Origin of the sequence: Vallitalea sp., assembly GCF_025211055.1 — a bacterium.
GTDB lineage: Bacteria > Bacillota > Clostridia > Lachnospirales > Vallitaleaceae > Vallitalea.
Genome location: NZ_JAOARO010000012.1, coordinates 1 through 2,533, shown reverse-complemented (window position 1 = coordinate 2,533; position 2,533 = coordinate 1). Strand labels below are relative to the sequence as shown.

Below are 2,533 nucleotides of genomic sequence, written 5' to 3'. Positions count from 1 at the left end.
TAGTTACAGGTTTATTTTTCTTGATCCATCCGCTGATAGTTGATTTTGAAAGGGCATATTCGTCATTTAATTCTGCAAGAGTCTTTCCAGAGTTATAAAGTTCTACTATTGTGTTCTTAAATTCTTGAGTATATCTCTTTTCCCCTTTAGCCATTGTAAACACATCCTTTTCCTACTTTATATATTAATAAGTTCGGCTTTATATGTCTACAATATTATACTAACATCATCTGGTAATATGACGTCTGACGGAACCTATAAATTCATATGGGATGCAGCAAGTAGATTAGTTGAGATAAGACTAAAGTCAGATAATTCATTAGTAGCAAATTATAAGTATGATGATGCTGATCGTCGAGTATATGAAAATGTAAATGGCCAAGAAACCTATTTCACATATGATGGTACAAGCAATAGAGTATTAGCAGAAATTGATAGTGCTGGAACCTTGAAAAAATATTACACATGGAGTCCTACAGGACAATTACTAAGCTTGACGGTAGATGGAACAACACATTATACTGTTCGTAATGCACATGGTGATATAATCCAGCTTACTGATGAGAATGGTGATGTAGTAGCATCCTACACATATGATGCTTGGGGTAATATTTTAAGTGAAACAGGATCAGCAGCATCATTAAACCCATACCGCTATGCTGGATATCGTTATGATGATGCTACAGGGTTATATTATCTAAATGCAAGATACTATAATCCGTCTCTAGGTAGATTCTTGAGCAGGGATGCTGTGTTTAGTGATAACTTGTATAGGTATTGCCATAATAATCCTTTAAAATATGTTGACACTCATGGATATGATGCAGAAGATATGGGACGAACATATAAAAGATTCGAATTATCTCATAGTCAAGCGAAACTACTAGGTGAAATAGTACTTGATGACGTGAATGATATGAAGGCACTGGTAACTGGCAAAACAATATTTGGTGAATCACAACACAGAGGAATAGCATTTATATGTTTAGTTGCACCATTCGGTCTAGATAAAGCTGGGAAAGTGGCAATAAAGAGGATAGGTAATCTTAAAGTAAGCTCTTTAATAAAGGTTGACGCTGGTTTAATTAAACAAGCAGAAAAAATGGGTAAAAATATAGCTGTTCAATTAGACTCTAATAAATTAATTCAAGAATTCTTGAATGGTAATACTAACCCAGGAATAGGTTCAAAAAATCTATTTAAGGATGTGAATTATCTTAGAGGTAGGAATGGAGCAAGAGTTTTCTATAGAGTAAAAGATGGAGTAATGGAGATACTTGGAAAATCCAGTAAGGCTAATGAACAAAATGTAATTAATATTTTAAAGAAACTATATTATTAAAATATTAGGAGGATATAGAATATGAAAATAAAAGATATTAAGTTTCCCACTCCGCTCTCTGAAATAAAAGATATTGAAAATGACAATATTGATGTATCAATAGAGTTAGAAGATGGCATAGTGTATACAGTAGTAGTATCAACTCCTAAAAATTTGATTTGGTATATGGAAAAAGAAAATAAGAATTATATCGAAGCGAGTCCTCCAGATATAATTGTCCGTACTTTGACTGAAGAAAATATTAGAGAAGCTGTTGAGTCATATGCTGAAGGAGATGGATATTGGTTGAAATTATATTATTTAGCAGGTGTTAAAGAAGGTGTTTTTGAAACCAAGAATTTGAATAAGCTTGTAAAATATATTCAAGAAGATTGATATATAATTAACTGACTGCAAAATTTTATAAAAACTGACTACAGAATTAGTAAGAAAAATAATGAATTTATAAACATAGTAAGTATAAATAAATCTTGACAAGTTAAAATATTAAAACTCATTGTATAATTATAATTCTGTAGTGAACTAAGATTAAAGACTAATATTAGGAAACAAAATTCCTATATTAGTCTTTTTTATATAATATGTCATGTTACAAGGACATTTAATAAGTATTGCAGTTATTTTTATAGGAACAAAAATATTTGAATTAATTACAACCTTCATGGGAGCAGATAACCTTTACAATGAAATGTTTGAAAAGAAAAATGAAAAGAAAGATAAAGATACGAAATAACTAATAGATAGGATGTTTCATTTTTACAACTTAATATTTGAGAAACATGTTAACTGCTACAATATAATATACTATATAGCCTTAAGAGGGATTTATACTTTCTTAAGGTTTCTTTTTTTATGTTCTGCTAGATTTCAACACCTCATAATTTGGGGAGGGAGCGGTGTTTGTCAATAGAGTTGTCGTATAAAATTTAATCTTTTTGTTATGGTCGATTTTTAAGAAATACACATTTTGAATATTTTACCATTTAATTTTAAAAAAAGACTCACTTATTAAAATATCTATTCTTTGAAAAATTATATTACATCATTTTTAAGCGAATCTTTAATTTCATCTGTTGGATTTAAAGCAACAGCTTTAGGAACGTCCCACTTTCTTATACCTTTATTAAATCTTTGAGGATTAAGCCTACGTGCTGATTCATACAGTTCCTTTCTTCTTCTCATGATTTCTTC

3 protein-coding genes are annotated in these 2,533 nt (G+C 30.0%); 2 read left to right on the top strand and 1 reads right to left on the bottom strand.

What is annotated here, in order from left to right:
* Positions 1-154 (bottom strand): transposase (locus N4A55_RS16990; protein WP_443083805.1); only part of this gene is annotated, 154 nt, incomplete at its 3' end.
* Between the two features lie 84 nt (positions 155-238).
* Between N4A55_RS16990 and N4A55_RS01715 the strand changes: the two genes are divergently transcribed.
* Positions 239-1,342, top strand: coding sequence for an RHS repeat domain-containing protein (locus tag N4A55_RS01715; RefSeq protein ID WP_293753678.1), 1,104 nt, complete (start codon positions 239-241; stop codon positions 1,340-1,342).
* A 21-nt stretch (positions 1,343-1,363) separates the two neighbouring features.
* On the top strand, positions 1,364-1,717 hold the full coding sequence (locus tag N4A55_RS01710; RefSeq protein WP_293753677.1) for a hypothetical protein: 354 nt from the start codon (positions 1,364-1,366) through the stop codon (positions 1,715-1,717).
* Positions 1,718-2,533 lie beyond the last annotated feature (816 nt).